At 66.7% G+C, this 23,165-nt stretch carries 19 protein-coding genes; 7 read left to right on the forward strand and 12 right to left on the reverse strand.

Going from position 1 to position 23,165, the window contains the following annotated elements; translation table 11 throughout:
- The first annotated feature begins 212 nt into the window (after positions 1-212).
- Complete coding sequence (locus DXK94_RS19435; protein WP_115526165.1) at positions 213-1,274, forward strand: glycosyltransferase family 4 protein; 1,062 nt, start codon at positions 213-215, stop codon at positions 1,272-1,274.
- Positions 1,275-1,334: 60 nt separating this feature from the next.
- Complete coding sequence (locus DXK94_RS19440) at positions 1,335-3,497, forward strand: glycogen debranching N-terminal domain-containing protein (RefSeq protein WP_115526166.1); 2,163 nt, start codon at positions 1,335-1,337, stop codon at positions 3,495-3,497.
- Between the two features lie 37 nt (positions 3,498-3,534).
- On the opposite strand, the gene DXK94_RS19445 is transcribed toward DXK94_RS19440, so the two are convergent.
- Together DXK94_RS19445 and DXK94_RS19450 are read right to left on the reverse strand one after the other, a co-directional pair.
- Positions 3,535-4,068, reverse strand: a complete 534-nt coding sequence (locus DXK94_RS19445; protein WP_115526167.1) for a GNAT family N-acetyltransferase — start codon at positions 4,066-4,068, stop codon at positions 3,535-3,537.
- Between the two features lie 13 nt (positions 4,069-4,081).
- The gene (locus DXK94_RS19450; protein ID WP_115526226.1) at positions 4,082-5,041 is read right to left on the reverse strand and encodes a D-2-hydroxyacid dehydrogenase family protein; all 960 of its coding nucleotides are present in this window, start codon (positions 5,039-5,041) and stop codon (positions 4,082-4,084) included.
- A gap of 138 nt (positions 5,042-5,179) precedes the next feature.
- Between DXK94_RS19450 and DXK94_RS19455 the strand changes: the two genes are divergently transcribed.
- Entirely contained in the window at positions 5,180-6,373 is a 1,194-nt protein-coding gene (locus DXK94_RS19455) for a CynX/NimT family MFS transporter (protein WP_115526168.1), read from the forward strand.
- Positions 6,374-6,558: 185 nt separating this feature from the next.
- Here DXK94_RS19455 and aceB read toward each other — a convergent pair whose 3' ends face one another.
- Both aceB and aceA read right to left on the reverse strand, forming a co-directional pair.
- On the reverse strand, positions 6,559-8,211 hold the full coding sequence (aceB, locus tag DXK94_RS19460) for a malate synthase A (protein ID WP_115526169.1): 1,653 nt from the start codon (positions 8,209-8,211) through the stop codon (positions 6,559-6,561).
- A gap of 244 nt (positions 8,212-8,455) precedes the next feature.
- Positions 8,456-9,772 (reverse strand): isocitrate lyase, encoded by a 1,317-nt coding sequence (gene aceA, locus DXK94_RS19465; RefSeq protein ID WP_115526170.1) that lies wholly within the window; start codon positions 9,770-9,772, stop codon positions 8,456-8,458.
- 148 nt (positions 9,773-9,920) lie between these two features.
- On the opposite strand from aceA, the gene DXK94_RS19470 reads away from it, so the two are divergent.
- Positions 9,921-11,435 carry an XRE family transcriptional regulator gene (locus DXK94_RS19470; RefSeq protein ID WP_115526171.1) on the forward strand — a complete coding sequence of 505 codons (1,515 nt, stop codon included), beginning with the start codon at positions 9,921-9,923 and terminating at the stop codon, positions 11,433-11,435.
- Between the two features lie 130 nt (positions 11,436-11,565).
- Here the strand turns inward: DXK94_RS19470 and DXK94_RS19475 are convergent, their stop codons facing one another.
- From DXK94_RS19475 to DXK94_RS19485, 3 genes are read right to left on the reverse strand one after another with little or no spacing between them, the layout of a single operon-like run.
- Positions 11,566-12,567, reverse strand: coding sequence for a TAXI family TRAP transporter solute-binding subunit (locus DXK94_RS19475; RefSeq protein ID WP_115526172.1), 1,002 nt, complete (start codon positions 12,565-12,567; stop codon positions 11,566-11,568).
- Positions 12,560-14,011 (reverse strand): HAMP domain-containing sensor histidine kinase, encoded by a 1,452-nt coding sequence (locus tag DXK94_RS19480; protein ID WP_115526173.1) that lies wholly within the window; start codon positions 14,009-14,011, stop codon positions 12,560-12,562. Before DXK94_RS19480 ends, DXK94_RS19475 begins: the two co-directional genes overlap by 8 nt.
- Positions 14,008-14,676, reverse strand: a complete 669-nt coding sequence (locus DXK94_RS19485) for a response regulator transcription factor (protein WP_115526174.1) — start codon at positions 14,674-14,676, stop codon at positions 14,008-14,010. The genes DXK94_RS19480 and DXK94_RS19485 overlap by 4 nt, the downstream gene beginning before the upstream one ends.
- 241 nt (positions 14,677-14,917) lie before the next feature.
- Here DXK94_RS19485 and DXK94_RS19490 point away from each other — a divergent pair, with 241 nt between their 5' ends.
- Positions 14,918-16,324, forward strand: a complete 1,407-nt coding sequence (locus DXK94_RS19490) for an MFS transporter (protein ID WP_115526175.1) — start codon at positions 14,918-14,920, stop codon at positions 16,322-16,324.
- Between the two features lie 172 nt (positions 16,325-16,496).
- Positions 16,497-17,900, forward strand: a complete 1,404-nt coding sequence (locus tag DXK94_RS19495; RefSeq protein WP_258868629.1) for a serpin family protein — start codon at positions 16,497-16,499, stop codon at positions 17,898-17,900.
- A gap of 35 nt (positions 17,901-17,935) precedes the next feature.
- Here DXK94_RS19495 and DXK94_RS19500 read toward each other — a convergent pair whose 3' ends face one another.
- The 4 genes from DXK94_RS19500 to DXK94_RS19515 all read right to left on the reverse strand — a co-directional run bounded on the left by DXK94_RS19500 (position 17,936) and on the right by DXK94_RS19515 (position 21,136).
- Positions 17,936-18,793, reverse strand: a complete 858-nt coding sequence (locus DXK94_RS19500; protein ID WP_115526228.1) for a hydroxymethylpyrimidine/phosphomethylpyrimidine kinase — start codon at positions 18,791-18,793, stop codon at positions 17,936-17,938.
- An 87-nt stretch (positions 18,794-18,880) separates the two neighbouring features.
- A complete protein-coding gene (locus tag DXK94_RS19505; RefSeq protein WP_115526176.1) occupies positions 18,881-19,480 on the reverse strand; it encodes a hypothetical protein in 600 nt (199 codons plus the stop codon).
- Positions 19,477-20,445: a TIGR01777 family oxidoreductase gene (locus DXK94_RS19510; protein ID WP_115526177.1), complete on the reverse strand. Its 969-nt coding sequence runs from the start codon at positions 20,443-20,445 to the stop codon at positions 19,477-19,479. Before DXK94_RS19510 ends, DXK94_RS19505 begins: the two co-directional genes overlap by 4 nt.
- A gap of 34 nt (positions 20,446-20,479) precedes the next feature.
- Positions 20,480-21,136: a TetR/AcrR family transcriptional regulator gene (locus tag DXK94_RS19515; RefSeq protein ID WP_115526178.1), complete on the reverse strand. Its 657-nt coding sequence runs from the start codon at positions 21,134-21,136 to the stop codon at positions 20,480-20,482.
- A gap of 187 nt (positions 21,137-21,323) precedes the next feature.
- Between DXK94_RS19515 and DXK94_RS19520 the strand changes: the two genes are divergently transcribed.
- A complete protein-coding gene (locus DXK94_RS19520; protein WP_115526179.1) occupies positions 21,324-22,058 on the forward strand; it encodes a queuosine precursor transporter in 735 nt (244 codons plus the stop codon).
- Positions 22,059-22,134: 76 nt separating this feature from the next.
- Here the strand turns inward: DXK94_RS19520 and DXK94_RS19525 are convergent, their stop codons facing one another.
- Entirely contained in the window at positions 22,135-23,127 is a 993-nt protein-coding gene (locus DXK94_RS19525; protein ID WP_115526180.1) for a type IV toxin-antitoxin system AbiEi family antitoxin domain-containing protein, read from the reverse strand.
- Positions 23,128-23,165: the final 38 nt, after the last annotated feature.

Raw genomic sequence — 23,165 nt, forward strand, 5'->3', positions numbered from 1 at the left:
GGGAACAACCTCGCAAGCCCGGCAGCCATTCCGGCCACCACATGTTAGATACCCCACAGTAGGGCTTGTGGCGCGGTGGTTCGTGGGCAATAGTCAGAGTTAGGTTAAGCAGACGACATACGAAGCGGATATACCGCGGGCCGGAACAGGTCCGCGATTAAATATGCCCGGCCAGCTGGGGAGCCCGGCCTGTCACCACCTGGAGGCCAGGAATGCGGATAGGACTGGTTGCAGGACCATGGATACCTGTGCCCCCGTCAACGTACGGCGGAACTGAAAGGGTGGTGGACACCCTGGCCAGGGGCTTCGCCGCCGCGGGGCATGAGGTTTTACTGGCAGCGCCCTCGGACAGCAGCTGCCCTGTGCCCCTGGTGCCCGGCATGCAGCCCTCGGCCGGGGAAGAGATGGGGCTTACCATTTCGGAGTTCAGCCATGTGATCCGGGCGCACGAGGCGCTGCAGGACGTTGACATCATCCACGACCACACGCTTGCCGGACCGCTGTACCTGCACCGGCCGGAGGAAACTCCTTTGGTGACCACCATCCACGGTCCACTGAATTCGAATGCGGTGGACATTTACCGGGCCATCGCGCGGCGGTCCGCCATCATCGCCATTTCCCGTGACCAGGCGTCGCACGCTCCGGGGGTGCCTGTTACCAGGGTCATCCATCACGGCATGGACCTGAAGTCAGTGCCCGTGGGGACCGGCCGGGGCGGCTATCTGTGCTTTGTGGGCCGGGCCTGCCCGGACAAGGGATTGCTTGAGGCCATCATGATTGCCCGCCAGGCAGGCATGCCGCTGCGCATCGCGGTGAAGATGCGGGAGCCGGAGGAGATTCGGTATTTCCATGACGTCATTGAGCCCCTGTTGGGGCCAAACGAGGACTTCGTGGGGGAAGTGGACAATGCTGCGAAGTACCGGCTGATGGGTGAAGCGCTGGCCTTCCTGAACCCCATCCAGTGGTCCGAGCCGTTCGGGCTCGTCATGATCGAGGCGCTGGCCACGGGAACTCCCGTGGTGGGCACACTGATCGGTTCCGCGCCTGAAATCGTGGAGCATGGCCGCACCGGCTACCTGGGCGATGTCGGGGATCTGGCGGACTTCGTCCAGGCCGCGGAGGCCCTGGACCGGGCGGCGTGCAGGGGAGCGGTGGAGGAGCGGTTCAGCGCGGGGCGCATGGTGTCCGACCACCTGCAGCTCTTCACGGAACTTATTGAAGGGAGTATGCCCACGGGGGTTCCGGATGCGGCGCGCGTGCACCAGAATCTTTAAGGGCCGCACATGTTGCCGGATGGCCGGCAGCATCCCGTCGTTTGAGAAGGGAGCCCTTCCGTGACCGCATGGAATGCCAATACCGAGGCTGGCGCATCCGAGTCAGGGTCCGTGACAGTGGTGGAAGGATCCTCGTTCTGCATCTCGGCCGGGAACGGGGACATCAGTTCCGAAGGCGGCACGAACGGGGCCTTTTTCCAGGACACCCGCATCATTTCCCACTGGGTCCTTCGGATCAACGGCTCCCTGCGTGAGCCGTTGGCGGCCCAGCGGTCGCGGCCCTTCGCGGCCACGTTCGTCGGGCGGGCCAAGTGGCCGGACGGGCGCTTCGACAGCCCGCTGGTGGTCCGCCAGACACGGCACATCGGTCCGGGGCTCCAGGATGACATCACCCTGGAAAATTATGCAGCGGAGCCGGTGGAGTGTGACATCGAACTGCTGGTGGACGCGGACCAGGCGGACCTCTTCGACGTCAAGGGCGGCCGCACCACCGGCCCGGCCGATACCACCCGTGAAGTGGTTGACGGCCGGCTGGTCATCCAGGCCGTCCGGCACGGGCAGCAGCGCGGCACCGCCGTCGGCGCACGCGAAGGGGTGGCCAGCCTGGACGGCCTGCGCTTCCACGTCACCATCCCGGCCCGCGGCAAGTGGACCACCAGCGTCATCGTGGTTCCGCTGGTGAACGGTAAGGCGCCGGCGGACCCCTTCACTGAAGGACGCCTTCCGCACCACCGCGAAGGCGTCCGCCGCCACCTGGACTGGGAAGAAGGCGTTCCCCGGATCAATGTGGCGGACACCGGGCTGCAGGACCTGCTGAACCGGAGCCAGATCGACCTGGGCTCGCTCCGGATTTTCGACGCCCACCACCCCGAACGTGCTGCCGTGGCCGCCGGGGCGCCCTGGTTTATGGCGTTGTTCGGCCGGGATTCCCTCCTGGCGTCCTATATGAGCCTGATGGTGGACCCGAACCTCGCGGCCGGCACGCTGCAGACGCTGGCGGGGCTCCAGGGGAAGAAAGTGGATCCGGACTCGGAGGAAGAGCCGGGGCGCATCCCCCACGAGGTACGGCTCGGTGTCACCGCCGGGCTTTCGCTGGGCGGCACGGCCTATTACGGCACCGCCGACGCCACGCCGCTTTTTGTGGCCCTCCTGGGTGAGCTCAGCCGCTGGGGCCTGTCCCGGGATGTGGTTCAGCCGCTGATAGCGCATGCCGACCGGGCCTTGGAATGGATCCAGAAGTACGGCGACCGTGACGGCGACGGCTTCGTGGAATACCTTCGCCCCAACGACCACGGCCTGGTGAACCAGGGCTGGAAGGACTCCTGGGACGGCATCAACTTTGCGGACGGGACCATGGCCGAGGCACCGATTGCGCTGTGCGAGGTGCAGGGCTATGTGTACGCTGCGTACATCGGCAGGTCCTTGCTGGCACGGTGGAGCGGTGACGCGCCCCTGGAGCAGCACTGGGCTGATCGTGCCGCAGAACTGAAGACCGCATTCAACGAGAAGTTCTGGCTGCCGGACAAAGGATATTTTGCCGTCGCCCTGGACAAGGACAAGCGTCCCGTGGACGCCCTGACGTCCAACATCGGCCATTGCCTGTGGACGGGCATCGTGGACGAGGACAAGGCGCCGTCAGTGGTGGAGCACCTCATGTCGCCGCAGATGTTCACCGGCTGGGGGATCCGCACGCTCGCGTCCGACATGGGCGCGTACAACCCCGTGAGCTACCACAACGGTTCGGTCTGGCCCCATGACACGGCGCTCGTGGCCACAGGCCTGATGCGCTACGGATTCGTGGACGAGGCCAGGCGCGTGGCCCTGGGGATCTTCGACGCGGCCGAGCATTTCGACAACCGGCTGCCCGAGCTCTTCTGCGGCTTTGACCGCGGCGAGTTCCCCGGCCCTGTGCCGTATCCCACGGCCTGCTCCCCGCAGGCGTGGGCGGCGGCGGCCCCGGTGCAGCTGGCGCGGATCCTGCTTCGGTTCGATCCCGTCTTCACCCGCGGGGTGGTCCATCTTGCACCCATCCTGCCGGAGGCCGTCGGCACGTTCAGGGCGGAAAACGTCCTCCTGGATTCGGCCAGGGTGACTATCAACGCCTCCGGAACCGAAGGCAGCATCGAAGGGCTTCCGCCGGGCCTCAAGCTGGTGGCCGAACCACGCCCGCCGTTGGCCTACCCGCCGGAAGGCGTCGTGGCAGGGGGAGTGGCCGGAAGGTGAGCCGGGGCGTCGCTCAGGCGCCGGCGCAGGCAGGTGGTCAGGGTACGGCGCGCTCCAGGACGAAGTCGTGCTCCACGGTGCTGCCCAGGGTGAAGGACTTGGTGCCCACCTTGCGGAATCCGGACTTTTCGTAGAAGCGGATGGCCCGGGCGTTCTGGCTGTTGACGCCCAGCCACGCTGCGGCCCCGCCGGCTGCCGCCGCGGCCTGCAGGCTGGCGTGCATCAGCTCGGCGGCGGCGCCGAGGCCGTGGTGTTCGGGGTGGACGTAGCATTTGCTGAGTTCCACGGACGGAACAATCGTGAGGGCAGCCGCAACGTCAGGGTCCGCAGCCGGCCGGTTGACCAGCAGGCTGTACCCGTTGAGCCGTTTGCCGGAGTCGAGGACCAGGATGGTGATGTCCGGGTCCGCGAGGTAGCGCTCGAAGTGCTGTTCACTGAGCGTGCTGGCCAGGTGCGCCGCAATGTCCTCAGGTGACGACGACGGCGGGCAGGCCAGCGGGAAGGTGACGGCCGCCAGCGCGGCCAGCGCCCCGGCGTCGTCCGCTGTTGCTGTGCGGATGGTGTGGTTCACGTATTTCCCGGTGTCAGGCGGTGATGGTGCGGATGGGTGAGCCGGCGAGCCAGGCTGTCACGTCCTCGAATGCGCCGCCGTAGAACTGCCGGTAGCTCTCCTGGGTGACGTATCCAAGGTGCGGTGAGAGCACGGTGTTGGGGGCGGCCAGCAGGGGATGCGAGGCAGGCAGGGGCTCCTGGTCGAAGACGTCCAGGGCTGCACCGCGGATCCAGCCCTGGGTGAGTGCCCGGATCAGTGCGTCCTGGTTAACCAAAGGACCCCTGGCGGTGTTCACCAGGATGCCCTCGGGGCCCAGCAGCCGCAGCTCCTCCTCGCCCACGGTGTTCTCGGAGCGTTCAGAAAGCCGAAGATGGAGCGTGGCGACGTCCGATACCCGGAACAGTTCCTTCTTCGACACCAGCCGCGCCCCGGCGTCGGCGGCGGCTTCGGCCGTCAGGTTCTGGCTCCAGGCCACCACGTCCATGCCGAACGCCTGCCCGTAGCCGGCGATCCGGCGGCCGATTTTGCCCAGTCCCACGATGCCCAGTGTCTTGCCTGCCAGCTCGAATCCCACCGTGGACTGCCAGGTTCCGGCCCGCAGGGAGTTCTCCTCGGCCGGCAGGTGCCGGGCGGCTGCCAGCAGCAGGGCCCAGGTCAGCTCCGGGGCGGCGGCAGGGGAACCGGGAGTTCCGCAGACCGTCACGCCGTGCTCCGCCGCAGCGGCCACGTCAATGGAGGCGTTGGCCATCCCCGTGGTCACCAGCAGCTGGAGGCCGGGAAGTTTTTCGAATACTTCCCGGGGAAACGCGGTGCGCTCCCGCATGGCAATGACAATACCGACGCCGGCAAGCGCCGAGACCAAGGCGTCCTGGGACGCGAAGGGCTCCCGGAACGTGGTGACGGTGACGCCCTCCGCTTCCAGCGCCGCCCAGTCCGCAAAGCCGTGGGCTACGTCCTGGTAATCGTCGAGGATGGCGAGGCGGTGCTGCATGGCGGTGTCCTTCGTCCCGGAGTTCCTGGCGTGAAGTTCATCGTAAGCCAGGGTGCCATCCGGGCGCCCCAACAACCGTCCGTCCCGGCGCGTGATAGCAATGGGAGTGATGAAACTGCTTACTCCCTCCGCCGCCGCATGAGCGGCCGGATTTCTGCCCGGATACCCAAGAGCTGGATCCTGCTTGCCTGCATCGGCCTGCTCGCGCTTAACTTGCGGGGGCCCTTTGTGGCGGTCGCCCCAGTGGTTGGCCCGATGCAGGCGGAGCTGGCCTTTTCGCCGGTCATGCTTGGCCTGCTGACCAGCATCCCTGTCCTCTGCTTCTCCCTGGCCGCGCCGCTGGCTTCTCTGGCGGCCCGGAAGTTCGGTGCCGAGTTCGCGGTGACGCTGACCATCCTCGGCGTGTTGGCGGGCGTGTTGGTCCGTTCGGCGGGCGGGCCGGTCCTGGTGGTTGCCGGAACTGTGCTGATTGGCCTGGCCATCACGGTGGGCAATATCGCCGCGCCGCTCATCATCCGCCGTGACTTTGCCCCCCGCCGGCAGGGGACCGCGATGGGAATCTACACCGCCGCGCTGAACATCGGGTCATTCCTGACGTCCGTGGTGACCGCACCGCTGGCCGACTTGGCGGGGTGGAGGTTTGCGCTGGGCTCGGTGGCTGTCCTGGCCGTTGCGGCCATCGTTGTCTGGACCCTGGCCGTTGGTCCGCGGAGCGCATTCCTGGCTTCCGCGGAGGACGGCGGGGACACGAAGCTGCCGCCGGTGACCGGTACGGGCTGGACCACGGCGGGCCTGACGGCGGGCTTCGCCGGGCAGGCCTTCTCCTACTACGGGGTGACGGCGTGGCTGCCCAGTTACCTGCACGACGAACTGGGCATGTCCGTCACAGAGGCCGGTGCCGCTTCCTCGATCTTCCAGATCCTGGCCATCGTGGGCGGACTGGGGGTGCCCTTTGCCGCCAAATTCATGAGTACGACGGCGGTGGCGGTCACCGTGGGAGCGTTGTGGACGGCCGTGCCGGCCGGGCTGCTGCTGGCGCCGCAGCTCTGGTGGCTGTGGTCGATCTGTGGCGGCATCGCCCAGGGCGGCGGCATCACGGTCATCTTCATCGCGATCATCCGCTTGGCCCGCGACCAGGCCTCGGCGGGCCGGATGTCTGCCACCGTGCAGGGCCTGGGCTACTGCTTTGCCGCCGTGGCACCGCCCCTGATGGGCTTAGTGCATGACGCATCCGGATCCTGGACGCCGGCGCTGCTGCTCGTCCTGGTGTCCGTGCTGACCTTCTTCGTTAGCACCACCCTCGCCGTGCGGCGGGTGCCGAAGGGCCGCTAAGCCTCGTATCGCCGTCGTACTTCCCTTGACCCCCACCCGCGAGATGGCAATTAACGGTGATGTTTACCCACAACACTGCCGTTAACTGCCATCTCGCGGGGAGGTTGTTCCGTCGCCGGGCCGGCCCTCCGGATTTCGGAGGTGCCTGTTGCGGAGGGCGTGCCGGCCCGGCGGACGGAAGCTGGTTAGGCCGCGGCGAGTTCCTCCACGGTTGCCTTTTCGCGGGCTTCGGTGAGGTAGCGGGCGTAGGCGGGGAGGGTGAGGAAGGACGGGAAGTCGCGGGCGAGGGTGACTTCTTCGAAGATGTCACGGGCGTCTTCGAAGCGGTCGCCGTCGAATCGTTCCAGCCGTGCGAATTCCTGGTCCAGGAGTTCTTCGATCCATTCGTGGGTGATGATTTCGCCGTGGTCCGTGATGGCCCGGGCGTAGATCCACTGCCAGAGCTGGGAGCGGGAGATTTCGGCGGTGGCGGCGTCTTCCATGAGGTTGTGGATGGCGACGGCGCCGTTGCCGCGGAGCCAGGATTCGATGTAGCGGATGCCGACTTCGATGTTGTTGCGGATGCCTTGTTCGGTGATGGTTCCGGTGGTGGCGGCGACGTTGATCAGGGCGCGGTCGTCCGGGGTGACGTCCTCGCGGGTGCGGTCCAGCTGGTTGGGCTTCTCGCCCAGGATGGAGTCAAACACCTCGCGGCAGACCGGCACCAGGTCCGGGTGGGCCACCCAGGAGCCGTCGAAGCCGTCGTTGGCCTCACGGGTCTTGTCGGCGCGGACCTTTTCGAAGGCGTTGGTGTTCGCTTCGGGGTCCTTGCGGTTGGGGACTGCTGCTGCCATGCCGCCGATGGCAATGGCGCCGCGCTTGTGGCAGGCCCGGACGAGCTGCTCGGTGTAGGCGCGCATGAAGGGCTGGGTCATGGTGACCTGGCCGCGGTCCGGGAGGACGAAGCGGGGGCCGCGGGTGCGGAAGTTCTTGATGAGGGAGAAGATGTAGTCCCAGCGGCCGGCGTTCAGTCCGGCGGCGTGGTCGCGCAGTTCGTAGAGGATTTCCTCCATTTCGAAGGCTGCGGTGATGGTTTCGATCAGCACGGTGGCGCGGATGGTGCCCTGCGGGATGCCGAGCAGGTCCTGGGCCAGGATGAAGATGTCGTTCCAGAGCCGGGCTTCGAGGTGGTTTTCGATCTTGGGCAGGTAGAAGTACGGGCCCTTGCCCTGGGCGAGGAGGCGGCGGGCGTTGTGGAAGAAGAACAGGCCGAAGTCCACGATGCCGCCGGCGATGGGCTGGCCGTCGATGAGCATGTGCTTTTCGGGCAGGTGCCAGCCGCGGGGGCGGACCACGATGGTGGGCAGTTCACCGGCGGGGCGGAGCTTGTATTCCTTGCCTTCTTCGGTGGTGAAGTCGATCCGGCGTTCCAGGGCGTCGGTGAGGTTCAGCTGGCCCTTGACCACGTTGCGCCAGGTGGGGGTTGAGGAGTCCTCCATGTCGGCAAGCCACACCTTGGCGCCGGAGTTCAGGGCGTTGATGGTCATCTTCTTGTCCACCGGGCCGGTGATTTCCACGCGGCGGTCCTCCAGGCCGGGGGCCGGGGGAGCGACCCGCCAGGACGGGTCGTTGCGGATGTGTTCGGTCTCCCGCAGGAAGCGGGGGTCGGCGCCGGCGGCAATGTCAGCACGCCGGGTCCGGCGGGCCTGCAGCAGTTCCTGCCGCCGCTCAGCAGTAGCCCGGTGCAGTTTCGCAACGAACTCCAGGGCATCCGGAGTGAGAACCTCGTTCTGCCGGCACACGGGTTGAGCGGTCAAGGTGATGCCATTAATCGTGAAGCTATCGGTGAAGCTGTTCATCTCAGTCTCCTTAAAGACGAAAAGGGAAAGTTCGACGGCGGCTGGTGACGTACCTAAAGAGGCGGGGAACGCGCAAAGCCGAAGGAGCCGGTGTCGCGGCAGCCTGCGTAAAAGGGGCCCTGTGCCCGCCCCGACCGAGTTCTACGAGGTCATGGGGCGGGCATGGGGAATAGCAGACAGAGCGATGCCGGTCCGAAGGCCGGACGGGTTTCGACAAGCTCAACCACCGCCGCCGTCGGGAGTTTTAGTGGAACTGGCCCTCTTCGGTCGATCCGACCAGGGCGAGGGTGGATGCGTTCGGGTTGAGCGCGGTGGAGATGGTGTCGAAGTAGCCGGTGCCGACTTCGCGCTGGTGCTTGGTGGCGGTGTAGCCGCGGGATTCGGAGGCGAATTCCTTTTCCTGGAGCTCGACGTAGGCGCTCATGCCTTCACGGGCGTAGCCGTGGGCGAGGTCGAACATCGAGTAGTTCAGGGCGTGGAATCCGGCCAGGGTGATGAACTGGAACGTGAAGCCCATGGCGCCAAGTTCGCGCTGGAACTTGGCGATGGTGGCATCGTCCAGGTGCTTGCGCCAGTTGAACGACGGGGAGCAGTTGTAGGAGAGCATCTGGTCCGGGAACTCGGCCTTGACGGCTTCGGCGAACTTGCGGGCCAGCTCCAGGTCCGGGGTGCCGGTTTCCATCCAGATCAGGTCCGAGTAGGGGGCGTAGGCCTTGGCGCGGGCGATGCAGGGTTCGATGCCGTTGCGGACCTTGTAGAAGCCCTCGGCGGTGCGCTCGCCGGTGATGAATTCCTGGTCGCGTTCGTCCACGTCCGAGGTGATCAGGGTGGCTGCTTCGGCGTCGGTGCGTGCGATAACGACGGTGGGGGTGCCGGCGACGTCGGCTGCGAGACGGGCGGCGTTCAGGGTGCGGACGTGCTGCTGGGTGGGGATCAGGACCTTGCCGCCGAGGTGGCCGCACTTCTTTTCAGAGGCGAGCTGGTCCTCCCAGTGAACACCGGAGGCGCCGGCCTGGATCATGGATTTCATGAGTTCGTAGGCGTTCAGCGGGCCGCCGAAGCCGGCCTCGGCGTCAGCGACGATCGGGACCAGCCAGTCCTCGACGGTCTGGACACCCTCGGAGAATTCGATCTGGTCAGCGCGGAGCAGGGCGTTGTTGATGCGGCGGACAACCGTGGGAACCGAGTTGGCCGGGTAGAGGGACTGGTCCGGGTAGGTGTGGCCCGAGTTGTTCGCGTCCGCGGCGACCTGCCAGCCGGAAAGGTAGATGGCCCGCAGGCCGGCCTTGACCTGCTGCACGGCCTGGTTGCCGGTCAGCGCGCCCAGGGCGTTGGTGTACTTGCCTTCCTTGTGCTCTTCGGTGAGCTGCTTCCACAGCTTCTCCGAACCGCGGCGGGCCAGGGTGTGTTCTTCGGAGACGCGGCCGCGGAGGCGGACGACGTCGGAGGCTGAGTAGTCCCGGGTCACACCTTCCCAGCGGGGGTTGGCGGCCCACTCGAGCTCCAGGGCGGCGGCCTGCTGTTCGGGCGTCTGCTGGGTGGGCTCAAATGCTGCAGTCATCGTTGATCTCCTTGATTGAGCTCCGGATGGAGTAGGTGGGAACCGCGTCGTTGAGGTTCCCACCGGCTTTCCGGTGCGGTGTTTCTTTCCGTAGTCACTACTTTTCAGCACTTTCAACACCCTTTCTAGATAAAGATGCTGGAAAGAAATGCACTTCTTCGCGTATTCTTCAGAAATGTCGCCTTCAAGCTGGAACAGGGAAGTTTCGCCGCCGCCGTCGTCCGGCTCCGCCGCGGAACTGGACGTCATCTCGCTGGGCCGCCGCGTGCGCCATCTTCGCAAGCAGGCCGGGCTTACCCTCGATGACCTGAGCGCCGCCGTCGGGACTGCGCCCAGCCAGCTGAGCCTGATCGAAAACGGCAAGCGGGAACCCAAACTCACCCTCCTCCAGCACCTGGCCGGGGCCTTGAATGTCAGCATCGACCAGTTGCTGGGAGCCGAACCGCCAAGCCGCCGCGCCGCCCTGGAAATCGAGCTTGAGCGCTACCAGCGCGGACCGCTGTACGAGTCCTTGGACCTGCCCAAGATCCGCATCAGTTCGCGGCTTCCGCTGGATGTCCTGGAGGCCCAGGTGGGGCTCCTCCATGAGCTCGAACGCAAGATGAACGAGCAGGTGGCAACTCCGGAGGAAGCCCGCCGCGCGAACGGCGAACTGCGCGCCATGATGCGGGAGCGGGGGAACTATTTTCCGGAGTACGAATCCGAGGCGCAGAAGGTCCTCAAGGAGGTGGGCTACACCACCGGGCCGCTGAGCCAGCACGTCATCGCTGACATCGCCGCGCACCTCGGCTTCACCCTGCACCATGTGGGCGACCTGCCGCATTCCACCCGTTCCGTGACGGATTTGAAGAACCGCAGAATTTACCTGACGCAGAGCCAGCGGCAGGACCACGACCCCCGGTCTGTGCTCCTGCAGGCCCTGGGCCACTACGTGCTGGGCCATGAAACACCCCGCAACTACGGCGATTTCCTGGCCCAACGAGTTGCCACGAACTATTTCGCCGCAGCACTTCTCCTGCCGGAGCAGGCCACCGTGGAATTTCTGCAAAAAGCCAAGGCAGCGAAGGAAATCGCCGTGGAGGACATCCGCGACGCGTTCGCCGTCTCCTACGAGACAGCCGCCCACCGCTTCACGAACCTGGCCACCAAGCACCTGGGTATCACGACGCATTTCCAGAAGACGCACCAGAGCGGCATCATCTACAAGGCCTACGAGAACGACGGCGTGAACTTTCCGCAGGACCACACCGGAGCCATCGAGGGCCAGCCGTCGTGCAAGGCCTGGACATCCCGAGCCGTGTTCGACGTGCCGGACAAGTTCAGCGCATACAGCCAGTACACCGATACGCCGTCCGGCACCTACTGGTGCACCGCCCGCACGGAACGCTCCGCCACCGGGGAGTTTTCGCTGAGCATCGGCGTGCCGTACCAGCACGTGAAGTGGTTCCGCGGGCGGGAGACGACAGCCCGTGCCACCTCCAACTGCCCGGATCCCACCTGCTGCAAGCGTCCGCCGGAAGCGCTCACCTCCGAATGGGCCGGGAACGCCTGGCCCTCGGCGCGTGCGCACTCGCACCTCCTGGCCGCCATGCCGCCGGGCGCCTTTCCGGGTGTGGACGAGACAGAGGTGTACAGCTTCCTGCAGGCCCACTCCGGAAACTGAGGGACGCTCTCTCACGTTTTGCGGCTTTTCCCGCAACGCTCTCTCAGTCTGTGAAGGAGGGTTTCGGCTCATCCCGCGACAGGTGAGAGGGTTCCCGATATCTCTGCAGGATGTGAGAGAGCGTGCCGGGTCAGCCGTGCAGTGCCCGGTATGCGTTCGCGGCCGCCGGATGCAGCGGGACACCGGCTGTGTTGATCAGGGTTTCCGGGCTGAGGAATTGCACGCCAAGGCTCGATTGCGGGATCAGCTCGCCGGCGTGATGCACCAGCAGCTGGACGGTCCGCTCCACGGTGGCGGCATCCAGGTCCGTCCGGCACAGCAGCAGGTTCGCGGCGCCCACCGTCCAGACTGCCGGCACACCGGGATAACTGCCCTCTGGAATGAGCACGCGGTCGTATTGCGCCCCATGCCGCTTGCGCAGCTCAGGCAGCAGCGCCGAAAGGTCCAGCAGTGCCAGCGGAACCTCCTGCTGCGCGGCGGCAACCGCGGCTGTGGGCACGCCGCCGGACCAGAACAGGGCATCCACCGTGCCCGCCTTCAGGGCGGCCAGGCCGTCGTTCAGTCCAAGGCTTACGACGGCGACCGTCCCGTCCGCATCGGTGCCACCGACCGTCCGGGTATCCAGGCCTGCTGCCGCAAGGATCCGCGGTGTGGTGAGGGACGTGCCGGATCCAGGCTGGCCGACCGCCACGATCCGGCCGGCCAGCTGGGACAGATCCACGATTCCGCTGTCCCTGCGCACCAAACAGTGGACGTAGTTCTCGTAGACCTTCCCCAGGGCCGCCAACGTCACCGCCTCCGTGCCGGGTTCCGGGGCCGCGGCTGCCGCGTCGGCCAGGGCGACCGCGAACGTGGCCCTGCCGCCACGGAGTTCGGCCAAATTGTCGAGGCTGCCGCCCGTGGAGACTGCCTCAGCCCTTTCTGCCACGCCATGCCGCTCCAGCGCCGCGGCAAGCAGCGTGGAGAACTCCAGGTAAAAACCGCCAGGTTCGCCGCCGGCCACGGTCAGCAGCCCGGGACGTCCGGTGCAGCCGGTCAGGGCTGCCGGCAGTCCGGCGGCCGCCGCTGCTGTCAGGACGGTCTTGAAAAGCGCCCGCCGGGTAGGAGCCAGCGCGGGAAAGCTGTCATCCATCGGCCAGCCCTCCTTCCGAGCCGGAAGCCGGGCGGTCAGCAGAAGGAGCAGGGAATTCCAGCCTGGCAGACAGGCCCTGCGGTGTTGCCGGAGCAAGCACCAGCCGGCCGCCGTTCGCCGCCGCCAACTCGCCGACAATGGTGATGCCCAGCCCGGTCCCGCGGACCGAGGAATGCCGGGGCGAGCGCCAAAACCGTGTGGCTGCGTCGGCGCGCTCCTGCTCGGAAAGCCCGGGGCCGTCGTCGGATATTTCCACTGTTGCCGTGCCCGCCCGAACCCGCACCGCAGCTGTCACCGTGGCACCGGGGGCGTACTTGACCGCGTTGGAGAGGAGCTCGCCGGCCATCTGGGCAAGTTCCGCCGGATGGCAGGCAAGCAGTGCCGGCGGGGAGGGAGGCGGCAGGAGGACAAGGCGGCATCCTGCACGCGCCGCCGCCGGAGCTGCCCGCTCAACCTCGCCCTGCAGGACGGGATACGGATCCACCGGTTCGGCGGGCGGCCGGGCGCCCGGACTGCTGAACGAACGGGCGGAGTCCTCGGACGCCCGGTGCTCGGCAGCGGCAAGTTTCAGGACGCCGTCCAGGATCTCCTCCACCCGCTCCAGCTCCGCCACCGCGCTGGCGGCGGCGTCGTGCTCCCGGGCATTTTGCAGCTCAAGCTGGAGTACGTCCAGCCGCAGCCTGAGGGCACCGATGGGGTTCCGCAGCTGGTGCGAGGTGTCCGCAATCAGCTGGCGTTGCGACTCGATGCTGGCGCTCACGGTGCGGGCCATCGCGGAGAAGGACCGGCTCAACTCGCGGAGCTCCGGCGGCCCGTCCTCCGGCAGGCGCCCCGCCCGTCCCGTCTTCGCCAGCTCGGTGACCGCCGAATTCAGGCGAAGGACAGGACGGAGCACCCACCCGGTCACCCGGGCCGCGGCCAGCAGGAGTACCGCGGCAAGGGCGACGGCGGCAACCGCCACCCCGAGCCAACGCCCGCGGAGCTTGCTGCGGGCAGTGTCGAGGTCCACATCCAGGACGACGCCGCCCAAAACCTGGCTGGCGCTGCCAAAGGAACGGAAGATGAGTTCCGAGCCGGACCCGAAAGGCTCCAACGGGGCCAGGTCCGTGTCACTGACGTTGAGCCCGGCGAGGGACAGGGCCTCCTGCACGTCGGTCCGCTCCTCACTCAGGCCCCCGGAGCGCAGGATGCCCTGCTGCAGCCGCACCACAATGCCTTCGCCGTAGAGGCTGGAATAGGTGTCCATTTCCCGCTGCAGCCGCACGGTGTCACCGTCGTTCGCAGCGTCGAAGGCTACCTGGGCCAGCCGGTTCAGGGACGCTGCCCGGTTGATCTGGACTTCCTGTGTCAGTTCGCGGGCGGCAGAGCCCAGGATGGTGCCGGAGACCAGGAAGACCACCAGCAGGCAGAGCACACTGAGGACCCCGAGGACGCGCAGCCTCACGCGGTATCCGCTTCCACCCGGTAGCCCACGCCGCGGACGTTGATGATGAACCCGGGCTTCTGCAGCTTGGCCCGGAGCCCGGTGAGATGGACGTCCAGCGAACGGGATAAGGCGAGGAAGGCGTCACCCCACAGGGCGTCAAGGATCTGCTCCCGCGTCACCACGGAGCCGGCGTTCCGGGCGAGCAGGGCCAGCAGCTCGAATTCGGTGGCCGTCAGCGGAAGCACTTCGGCGCCCTTTGCCGCTGTGCGCCGGTCCAGGTCGATCTCGAGGTCGTCCAGGACAATGGTGCCCGGCGTCGCCGCGCTGCCGCGCCCCACCCGCCTGGTGACCGCTTCGATCCGGGCCAGCAGTTCCACCAGCTTGACCGGTTTGACCAGGTAGTCATCCGCTCCGGAACGGAGGCCAAGCACCACGCTGCGTTCGTCGTCGCGCGCGGTAAGGATGAGGATGGGGCAATCTGTAACCTGGCGGAGTTTCCGCAGTACCTCCAGCCCGTCCATGTCCGGAAGCCCCAGGTCAAGGAGGATCACCTGGAAACGGCGGTGCGCCAGCAGGGCATCGGCGCCACGGGAAACCCTGGTTGCCTTCAGTCCCGCCGTCCCAACACCGGCCGCGAGGGCACCGGCCATGGCGTCGTCGTCCTCGACGATGAGCACTTCCATTGCCATGTTCCTGTCCTTCGCTGCGGGGCTGCGCCATCCCCCGTTTGTGGAGACTACCGCCTGGCGGACGTTTTTGCCCGGCCGGGCGGAAGCCGGGCGGGACGGGCACGGGTTTTCGGACCAAAACCTAAGGAAGTGTTAGGAAAGCCGCTTCCACGTTGGTTGTGCCCTGGATCACCCATATTTTGGTGGGGGTCCTCCGCGCTTTCGGGAGACTGTTCACGCCAAGGAAGGTTCATCGATGAGCACCCAACAAGCAGCGCCTCTTAGCGAGGCAGCCCCGACGGAGGCAGCACAGACCCGCAGGGCCGTGGGAAATATCCTCAAAGGTTCCGCCGGCAACCTCGTAGAGTGGTACGACCTCTACGTCTACACCGTCTTCGCGGCCTACTTCCAGGCCCACTTCTTCAGCTCCACTGACGACCTGCAGGCTGGACTTGAGGCAATGGCCGTCTTCTCGACGTCGTTCCTCATGCGCCCCATCGGCGCCTGGTTCTTTGGCAGGTACGCGGACCGCAACGGCCGCAAGGCCGCCCTGACCCTCAGCGTGACGCTGATGTCCGCCGGCTCCTTTGCCATCGCGGTGCTGCCCACCCAGGACGTCATCGGCATCTGGGCCATGGTCCTGCTGGTGCTGGTCCGCCTGCTGCAGGGCTTCTCCGTGGGCGGCGAGTACGGCACCAGCGCCACCTACATGTCCGAAGCGGCAACGTCCAGGCGGCGCGGCTTCTTCTCCAGTTTCCAGTACGTGACCCTGGTGGGCGGGCAGATGCTGGCCCTGCTGGTCCTGGTGATCCTGCAGAACAGCATCGGCAACGATGCCCTCACCGAATGGGGCTGGCGTATTCCGTTCGCGCTGGGCGGCGTCGCGGCCCTGGTGGTGCTCTGGCTGCGCCGCTCCATGGAGGAGACCGTCTCCGCAGACCAGATCCGCGCCGCACACGTCCAGGTTGCGGGTGAGGCGCAACCCGGCACCCTCAAGCTGCTCTTCACAAGCCACTGGCGTCCGCTGCTGATCTGCATCGGCGTCACCCTGGGCGGAACCGTTGCCTTCTACACCTACACCAACTTCATCCTGAAGTTTATGAACGATACGTCCGGCATCGCCAAGACCGATACCTCCGTCATCAACTTCTGGGCATTGTTCATCTTCATGCTGCTGCAGCCCGTCTACGGCATCATCTCGGACAAGGTGGGCCGCAAGCCGTTGCTCCTCTGGTTCGGCATCACCGGCGTGCTGTTCACCTGGCCGCTGCTCTCCACGCTGTCCGGCACCAAGGATCCGTTTACGGCGTTCCTGCTCATGATGGGCGGCCTGCTGGTGGTGGGCGGCTACACCTCCATCAACGCGCTGGTGAAGGCCGAGCTCTTTCCCGCGTCCATCCGGGCTCTTGGGGTCGGGCTGGGCTATGCGATCGCCAACTCGCTGTTCGGCGGCACGGTTCCGCTGATCGGCGCGGCGCTGCAGAAGGCCGGCCAGGTGGACCTGTTCTTCACCTACGTCACCGTGGCCATCGCCGTTTCGCTGGTGGTCTACATCTTCGCGCTCAAGAACAAGAAGGCCACGCACCTGGACAAGGAACAGGGCGATGCCTGGGCTGCGGCCAAGACGGACGACGGCGACACGGTGGTGGGTGCCAAGCGCTGACTTAGCCCGACGACGGCGACACGGTGGTGGGTGCCAAGCGCTGACTTAGCCCGACGACGGCGCCCGCCTGGCCGGCAAGGCAGGGCGGGCGCCGCTTTTCGCCGTCGTGCCGTCCCGCCGTCGTGTGGTCCCGCGGCCAGGGTCTCCGCATCCAGTCGGGTCCTGACTGGGCGTGACCGAAACGACGGCAAACCGTGACCCGGCCGGCATCGCTACCTTCCGGTCCGGCTGCTTCACTGGACTCATGCAGCGGCTGGAAGTCCTGGGAAACTTTGCTCCCGCCAAACACGCAAAGGTGCCGCGGCGGGCCGGCTTGGCGGTGCTCGGCGTTGTGGTTGCGCTCACCGCGTGTTCGGCATCCCCGCCCGAGATGGTGACCGCGCCGGGGGTCGAGCGGGCCTCCGTGGCCACTGCAGCCTACCCGCGGGAGCTTGATTCCCTGCGCTCCTCGGCCTACGCGCTGGGGGAGGCGCTCCTGTCCGACGGCGGGGACGGCACCGCCGGGAACGTGGTCGCCTCACCGGGCAGCCTGCTCACCGCCCTGGTGATGCTCCGGGCCGGAGCGGCCGGTGAAACCGCCGCGGAACTGGACCGCATCCTGGCCCTGCCGCCCACCAACCGGGACGAAGCCGCCAATGCCATGCTGGCCGCCGTCGAACGCTACGACGGCGATCCCGGTGCCGTTGATGAGGACAACCCGCCGCGGAAGCCCGTCATCCACTCGGCGAACGGACTCTTCCTGGACATCAACACCCCCACGGGACCGGACTACCTGGACACCCTGGCCCGTCATTACGGCACCGGTGTCCACAAAGTGGATTTCCGCGACCGGGACACCACGGAACCCGCCATCGACGCCTGGGTGGACCGGAACACCGGTGGCCGCATCAAGAAGGCGCCTGCTGCTTTTGATCCGAAGAACACCTTCAGCATCCTCAACGCCATCTACTTCGCTGCCGCCTGGAACACCCCCTTCGACCCCTCCCGGACGCTTGACCGGCCCTTCACGACGGGAACCGGGGAAGTGGTCGACGTGCCCACCATGGGGCAGACCGTGGACATGAAGTACGCCGAGGGGGAGGGGTGGCAGGCGGTGGACCTTCCCTATGCGGAAGGGGCCGTGATGCGCCTTGTCCTGCCGGCGGACACTGCCCCCGGTCCCCCCGCCGGCAGTGCGGTGACGGCGGAACAGATCTCCCGGCTGTCGGCGGCGCTGGATGCGGCGGCCATCCAGCCCGTGCACATCACCCTGCCCCGCTGGGACCACAAAACGAGCTTCGACCTGCGGGAAGTCCTGGGAGCCATGGGCCTGCACAACACCCTCAACACCGCCGAAGACTTTGACGCTATCCAGTCCGGGATGAAGATCACGCAGGCCGCCCAGGCAGCCAACATCACGGTTGCCGAGAAGGGGACCGTGGCCGCTGCGGTCACCCAGATCAACGCGGAGGCCGTCAGCGGCACGCTTCAGCCGGACGTGTCGATCGTCTTTGACCGGCCCTTCCACTACCAGATCATCCACACGGAGACGGGGCTGCCGCTCTTTATGGGCAAGGTGGCGGACCCGCGCTCCTGATGCCGGCTGCCGTTCTGCTGCGGCCAGCGATTCCTCTAGCGGGCCCCGCCCTGCCACAGTGCATCGAAGGGCGCGCATGACGCTACCCGGTTGCGGATCCCCGCGGTGACGAAATCCTTGGCCGTCCGGGCCGCTTCCAGGGGGGAAGCACCCTTGGCCAGTTCCGCAGTGACGGCGGCGGCCAGCGAGCAACCTGCTCCGGACACGGCCACCTCGCCCACCTTCGGGGCGCTCAGGACCTCCAGCGTCTGGCCGTCGTAGAAGACGTCGACGGCGTCCGGGCCTTCCAGCCGGACCCCGCCCTTCGCCAGGACTGCTGCGCCGCTGAGTTCGTGGATGCGGACGGCGGCTGCCTTGAGGGATTCGACGTCGGTGATCTCGAGCCCGGACAGCGACTCCGCCTCGAAATGGTTGGGCGTCACGAAGGTGGCCAGCGGCAGGATCTGCGCCTTGAGGGCCTGGTCCGTGTCCAGCGCGTGGCCGGGCTCCTGGCCTTTGCAGATCAGCACCGGATCCAGGACCACGTTGGAAAACCGGTTGTCCCTCAGGGCGCCGGCAACGGTGGCGATGGTGGCCGGGCTGCCCAGCATGCCGATCTTCACGGTGTCCAGCACTGACGGAGCGCCCGACGACGGACCATACGCCGCCGTCGTTGCCTCCAGCTGGTGGGCAATCACCTGCTGGTCCACCGGCACGAAGCGGTGGTTCCAGCTGTCGTTCGGGTTGAACGAGACGATGCAGGTCAGGTTGGCGATGCCGAAGACGCCGAGCTCCTGGAAGGTCTTCAGGTCGGCCTGGGCACCGGCGCCGCCGGTGGCTTCGGAGCCGGCGATGGTGAGGACCACGGCCGGGCTGGTGACGGTCTGCGTTGCATCAGCGGAAACGGAAGTCATGCCCCCATCCTGCCATCCGCCGTCGGACATTTTCCTTGTGTGGCCGTACAGCCGGTGCCGGCGAGGGGTGTTCAGGGCCACAAGGGTTTAGTTCTGCCCGCGGTCCTGGTTGGTGTGCAGATCAAGGCTGGGCTCGTCCTGGCTGGTGCTGTCCTGGGGTACCTTGCCCTGCTGGTTGCCCGCGTCCTGGCTGGCGCTGTCCTGGTCCGCGCCATCCGGTGATGCGCCATCATGGGCGGTAGCGTCCCGGGCTGTGCCATCCCGGGCTGTCCCATCCTGGTCGAGGCGGACCAGCCGCCAGATGGACAGCCGGCCGACGGCGAGGGCGCCGCCAAACGTGAGCGCGGCGGTGGCGGCGAAGGTCAGCACGTAGTCCGTCCGGGGCGCGGGGCCGGAGGCCAGCAGCGCGAAGACGATCCCCAGCACCACTCCCAGTCCTGCAAAGGCGGCAACGTGCAGCCACTGGTTCCGGACCGGCTGGAGCAGCATGGCCAGGGGTACGCCCAGGCAGAAGGCCAAGGCGATGGACGGCAGCACTCCCCAGATCACCGTCATCATGAGGGCCTGCCACCACGGGATCCAACTGCCGACCAGAAAGGCGAGCACCGTGGCGCAGCACACCAGGCTGACGAACGTCGCCAGCGCCAGCGCGCCCGTGCCTACGACGACTCGCCGCGGCCGGCTCACGCTGTTCCCTTGGCGACCTGAAGCAGTGCCCTGCCCAGCTCCGGCTGGCTGTAGACGAACCCCGAATCCAGCAGCTTCTGCGGCTGTACCCAGCGGCTCTTGAGCACCAGCTCCGTTTCCGTGCGGATCAGGACGGCGCCCGCGCGGAGCAGCCAGGCAGGGGTGGGAACGCCGAATCGTGCTCCATACGCGCGTCGCACCAGCTGCATCAGCTCCCGGTTGCTCACCACATCCGGCGAGGCCACGTTGACGGGGCCGGTGATGTCCGTCCGGGCGTGCAGGAAACGGGCGCACCGGTAGAGGTCTTCCACGTGCACCCAGCTGAACTTCTGCGTCCCGTTGCCCATGTGCCCGCCCAGTCCCAGCCGCGCGAGGTTGGCGAACGGACGCAGGGCACCGCCTCCGGCACCCAGCACGATGGCAATGCGGAGCGGAATCTTCCGGGTCACCGGCGTGACGGCGGCCTCGAGCTCCGCCTCCCAGGCCCGGGCCACCTCCACCGAAAAGCCCGTCCCCAGTTCGCCGTCGGATTCCGTCTGCGGGCGGTCGCGGGCGTCGCGGTAGATGGTGCCGGTGCTGGCATTCAGCCAGGTCGAGGGCGGGCGCTGGCATTGGGCGATGGCACGGCCGAGTGCCGCGGTGGTGGAGATCCGGGAACCCAGGATCGCCGCCTTGTTCCGCGCGTTGTAGCGGCACGACACGGACCGTCCGGCGAGGTTGATGACCAGGTCGGCGCCGTTAATCACCTCGGTGATGGCGCCGTCGTCGTCCCAGGATGCGTGCGTTATTTTCCGGCCGGTGGTGCCGCCGTTAGCGCCCGGCCGCGCGGGAGTGCGCCGCCGCCCTCCGGTCCGCGCCCTTCCTACCGTTTTCACCGTCCAGCCGTCCTGCTCGAAGCGGGCGCGCAGGTACTTTCCAATGAAGCCCGAGGCGCCGGCGAGCACCACGGTCTTTGTCCTGGTCATGCTTTTCCCCCGATATTGTTTTGCTGGCTTGCGGCTATGCACGGACGCTCCGGCTGAGGCTGAGGATATCGTCCAGGAGCTTGCTGACGCCCGGGACGCGCGCCAGTGAGAGCACCCTGGCGATCAGCGGGACGCCGCCGTCCACCAGCTTCCTGGTGCGCTGCTGCCCCTCGGAGGTGTCGTAGACCCAGAACAGCGTGACGCCCATGTAGCCGAGCCACAGGAGTTCCGGAAGATCGGCGCGAAGCTTCTTGGGAACTGCCGGCCGCGCGCCCTCCACCGCCGACCGGAAGATCGACAGGGAGGCTTCCCGGGCTGCGGCGGAACCTGCCGCGAAGGGGTTCACTGGCGACGTGGGCCGGATGGCGGTGGTGAGGAAGTCGGCACCGAAGCGGTGGTACGGGGCCATGGAATCGAGGCCTGCATGAAGGGTGGCGCGGAGCCGGCTGCTGAGGTCGGTGGCGTTTTCCATGGCGGACAGCGCGCGTGCCGCATGCTCCTGCTGCACCTGCAGGTACAGCTCCTGGACCAGGTCGTCCTTTGACGCGAAGTAGTAGTAGGCGTTGCCCACGGAGACGCCCGCCTCTGCCGCGATGGCGCGCATGGTGGTCTTGGCGAAACCAACCTCGCGGAACATCCGCAGCGCCACATCGGCCACCAGTTGTCTGGTCTGCCCGCTTTTGGCCGTCATCCTTGCCCCCATTTTGAACGTGTTCAAGAATATTATGACATGTGTTTGAACATGTTCAGTTTGAACCCGGCCTTCACTGATAGTGCCTTCAGCGGCGCGGGTGGGAGAATAGGCCGACAGTGCTAATACAGCCGGCCTCCTTCCAGCAATCCGGGTGCCGAGCGAACCACTTTGAACGGACTCCCTCATGTCTTCTCCCTCCGGCCAGGACGCCCTGCCTGAAACAACTCCCTCCGGACCCGCGGCCAGGTTCGCATCCATCGGGTCCCCGTACTTCGGGATCATGCTGGCCTTCATGGCGGTGGTGCTGATCCTGTCCAACATCGGGGCGTCCAAGGGCGTTGCCATCGGGCCCATCGTCACCGACGGCGGCTTCTTCCTCTTCCCGCTGGCGTACATCCTGGGTGACGTCATCAGCGAGGTGTACGGCTTCAAGGTGGCGCGCAAGGCCATCCTCACCACCTTCGCGCTGTCCGTCTTCGCCTCGCTCTGCTACTGGGTGATCATTGCCCTGCCGGGATTCGACGACGAATTCGGAACGTCCAAGCAGGCGGCCCTCGAGGGCGCCCTGGGCCCGGTGCCGCAGATCGTGCTGGCCTCACTGCTGGCGTTCCTGGCGGGGCAAACCATCAACTCCTGGATCCTGGTCCGGATGAAGGCCCGTTCCGGAGAAAAGTCCCTGTGGGCCCGGCTGATGGGGTCCTCCGGCGCCGGCGAGTTCGTGGACACGCTGATCTTCTGCAGCATTGCGGCGTCCGTCATCGGGATCACGGACTTCGGGACGTTCGTGAACTACGTGGTGGTCGGCTTCGTGTACAAGACCTTGGTTGAATTCATCATGGTCCCCGTCACGTCCCTGGTGATCGGCTGGATCAAGAAGCGGGAACCAAGCTACGGCACCGTACCCGCCGCGGCCGCCTGACCCCTGACCCGCCCGCAACGCCAGGACCCTCGCCCACGCCGAGGACGCCGGAACGGTGCGGTTTCGCCGGAACGTTTCAGCGTCCTGGATCCGTTCCGGCGATTTCGACGGCGGCGGGTGCCTCGGGCGCGGGCTGGCGCCTGAGCGCGTCCAGGACCCGGTTCTTGAACTCCTGCTCCCGGAAGAGGTCCCGCCATTCCACCCGGAGGAAGAACCAGCCGGCCTCGGTGAGCGCCTTTTCCCGGCGCCGCTCCTGGAACAGGACTTCGGAGGTTGGCTTGTAGTCGAAGTACTTGACCTTGCCGTCGAATTCAAGGGCAACCTTCTTGTCCCGCCAGGCGAAGTCCAGCCTGTGCCATCCCAACCGGGTCCGGACGTCAACCTGTGCGTCCGGCATGGGAAGCCTCAGCCGGGCCAGGAGTTCCCTGGTCAGTGTTTCTCCGGCCGATTCGGCTCGGGCATCTGCATTGGCCAACGCCATCCGCAGGTTCCGTACACCGCGGTGTCCCGAAGGCCCCGCGGCCATGGCCTGCATCTGGCCCAAGTCAGCGCCGAGCCGCAGTGCATGGTCCGTGAGGATCAGCCCCTGGCGGTAATCAAGCGCCGTGACGCAGTCCACTACCGTCCGTTCAAGCGCTGTGACCCTCAGCCTGCCAATCGTTGTCACGTCCTTATCCGTGTAGGGCCGGGTGTGACCGCGTACGTCTTTCCCGAGGCGTTCGCCTGACGGTGATACCCGGAGCAGGATATGGATCAGGTCATCCACGTTCCAGAGGAAGAGGCCGTGAAGACGTGCAGCCGAGGTGTGGCTGTAGACATAGCCTCCCGTCGACGTCGTCAATGTCCCGTGGGCGTGCGTGTGGATCAGCTGCACGCTGCGGACAGTGGCCGGCTGTTTCTCCCACAACGCAGCGCGGATGTAGCAGCCCCACCGCAGGCGGACCAGCTCACCATGCTTTATGAGCCGGCGGATGTCCCGCGCCTGCAGTCCCTTGGCACGAAGTTGGTCCGTTCGCCACAGGTTTCCTGTCTCCGGAAGCCGGGAACTTTGTGCTTGAGGCTGTGTCATCCACCCACCTTCCGGCACGCCCCACAGCCCCGCCACGC

The sequence above is a fragment of the Arthrobacter sp. RT-1 genome, from assembly GCF_003367205.1.
Classification (GTDB): domain Bacteria; phylum Actinomycetota; class Actinomycetes; order Actinomycetales; family Micrococcaceae; genus Arthrobacter.

Excerpts from the sequence above, each read along its gene's own strand:
- DXK94_RS19435 (WP_115526165.1), top strand. The coding sequence starts at position 213 with ATGCGGATAGGACTGGTTGCAGGACCATGGATACCTGTGCCCCCGTCA.
- DXK94_RS19450 (WP_115526226.1), bottom strand. The coding sequence starts at position 5,041 with ATGCAGCACCGCCTCGCCATCCTCGACGATTACCAGGACGTAGCCCAC.
- DXK94_RS19455 (WP_115526168.1), top strand. The coding sequence starts at position 5,180 with ATGAGCGGCCGGATTTCTGCCCGGATACCCAAGAGCTGGATCCTGCTT.
- aceB (WP_115526169.1), bottom strand. The coding sequence starts at position 8,211 with ATGAACAGCTTCACCGATAGCTTCACGATTAATGGCATCACCTTGACC.
- aceA (WP_115526170.1), bottom strand. The coding sequence starts at position 9,772 with ATGACTGCAGCATTTGAGCCCACCCAGCAGACGCCCGAACAGCAGGCC.
- DXK94_RS19470 (WP_115526171.1), top strand. The coding sequence starts at position 9,921 with ATGCACTTCTTCGCGTATTCTTCAGAAATGTCGCCTTCAAGCTGGAAC.
- DXK94_RS19475 (WP_115526172.1), bottom strand. The coding sequence starts at position 12,567 with ATGGATGACAGCTTTCCCGCGCTGGCTCCTACCCGGCGGGCGCTTTTC.
- DXK94_RS19485 (WP_115526174.1), bottom strand. The coding sequence starts at position 14,676 with ATGGAAGTGCTCATCGTCGAGGACGACGACGCCATGGCCGGTGCCCTC.
- DXK94_RS19490 (WP_115526175.1), top strand. The coding sequence starts at position 14,918 with ATGAGCACCCAACAAGCAGCGCCTCTTAGCGAGGCAGCCCCGACGGAG.
- DXK94_RS19500 (WP_115526228.1), bottom strand. The coding sequence starts at position 18,793 with ATGACTTCCGTTTCCGCTGATGCAACGCAGACCGTCACCAGCCCGGCC.
- DXK94_RS19510 (WP_115526177.1), bottom strand. The coding sequence starts at position 20,445 with ATGACCAGGACAAAGACCGTGGTGCTCGCCGGCGCCTCGGGCTTCATT.
- DXK94_RS19515 (WP_115526178.1), bottom strand. The coding sequence starts at position 21,136 with ATGACGGCCAAAAGCGGGCAGACCAGACAACTGGTGGCCGATGTGGCG.
- DXK94_RS19520 (WP_115526179.1), top strand. The coding sequence starts at position 21,324 with ATGTCTTCTCCCTCCGGCCAGGACGCCCTGCCTGAAACAACTCCCTCC.
- DXK94_RS19525 (WP_115526180.1), bottom strand. The coding sequence starts at position 23,127 with ATGACACAGCCTCAAGCACAAAGTTCCCGGCTTCCGGAGACAGGAAAC.